At 29.5% G+C, this 962-nt stretch carries 1 protein-coding gene; it reads left to right on the top strand.

What is annotated here, in order from left to right; genetic code table 4:
• Window positions 1-180: 180 nt before the first annotated feature.
• On the top strand, window positions 181-738 hold the full coding sequence (gene efp / locus EHV01_RS06000; RefSeq protein ID WP_422066668.1) for an elongation factor P: 558 nt from the start codon (window positions 181-183) through the stop codon (window positions 736-738).
• Window positions 739-962 lie beyond the last annotated feature (224 nt).

Raw genomic sequence — 962 nt, 5'->3', positions numbered from 1 at the left:
TMAWATCGATATCGTGGTGAAAATCGTATTAATATTTAGGTTACCTTACAATTTTATAAAATTAAAATATTTGGAGAAAATTTGTTTAAAAGAAATTTTCTCCTTTTTATTGATTTTAATAACTATCTGTTTAAAATTACGATATAATTAAACTACGAACAATAGAAAAGGAAGAAGAAGATGATTAGTGTAAACGATTTCCGCCCAGGATTAACGTTTCAATATGAGGGTAATATTTACGTAGTAATTGAAGCACAACATTCAAAATCTGGTCGTGGGCAAGCACATGTTAAAACAAAAGTTAAAAATTTGCGTAGCAATGCAACTACAAATATTACTTTCACTGGTGGTGATAAAGTTGAAAAAGCAATGATTGATAAGGTTGAAATGCAATATTTATATGATGATGGTACGAATGTCATTTTTATGGATACGCAAACTTATGAGCAATTAGAAATTCCCTCAACTAATTTAGTTTGAGAAAAAAACTTTTTAAAAGAAGGAGTAATGGCTTCTGTTACCAAATATGATGGTGAAGTATTGGGAATTATTTTACCAGATAAGGTCGATCTAACAGTTACTGAGGCAGAAGCAGCAGTAAAAGGTGATACTAGTTCTGGTGCAATGAAAAAAGCAGTGCTAGAAACTGGCTGAGAATTACAGGTTCCGTTGTTTATTAAAGAAGGAGAAGTTATTACTGTTTCAACTAGTGATGGAAAATATTCCGGACGAGCTTAATTTTAACAATTCATAAAAGGAGAGATTGAAGATGAATAATAATTTTAATGAATTAACAATTGAAAATAATCATCGTGGGACAATTGTTGTTAGTTTATTAACAATTAAAAAGATTATTTTATATGCAATCCGTGATATGACTCACCAATATTTTGCAGATAAAGTTGAATGTCGGATGATTGATAATTCATTATTGCACATTTATATTAGTGGAAAAGTNWAAR

It is taken from the genome of Spiroplasma sp. hy2 (assembly GCF_044714365.1).
Lineage (GTDB): Bacteria > Bacillota_I > Bacilli_A > Mycoplasmatales > Mycoplasmataceae > Spiroplasma > Spiroplasma phoeniceum.
This window is presented reverse-complemented; position numbering and strand designations above follow the sequence as displayed.